The 223-nt window shown below is 46.2% G+C and carries 1 protein-coding gene; it reads right to left on the reverse strand.

The window, feature by feature from the left end; translation table 11 throughout:
- A partial coding sequence (locus PPOP_RS23165; protein WP_159101862.1) for a hypothetical protein occupies positions 1–223 on the reverse strand: 223 nt, incomplete at both ends.

Genomic DNA, 223 nt, shown 5'->3' on the forward strand with positions numbered 1-223 from the left:
CACGCTCCTCTCCCTCTTCTGACCAGCTTGCCCACAGATCAAGTAGTAAAACTTCTCCGTCAAGCCTTTGTTGTTCTACACGATCGCGAGCACTATGCCCGATCCGGTTATAAGCCTTTTGCTCCCGATCTGCTGCACTTTTTAATTGCTGCTGAATATCTGTCACGATGTCAGCATTCTTCTGCTTCATCATCGCTAGTAATTGATTTTCAAGTACGGCTAA

Source organism: Paenibacillus popilliae ATCC 14706 (assembly GCF_000315235.1).
Lineage (GTDB): Bacteria > Bacillota > Bacilli > Paenibacillales > Paenibacillaceae > Paenibacillus_B > Paenibacillus_B popilliae.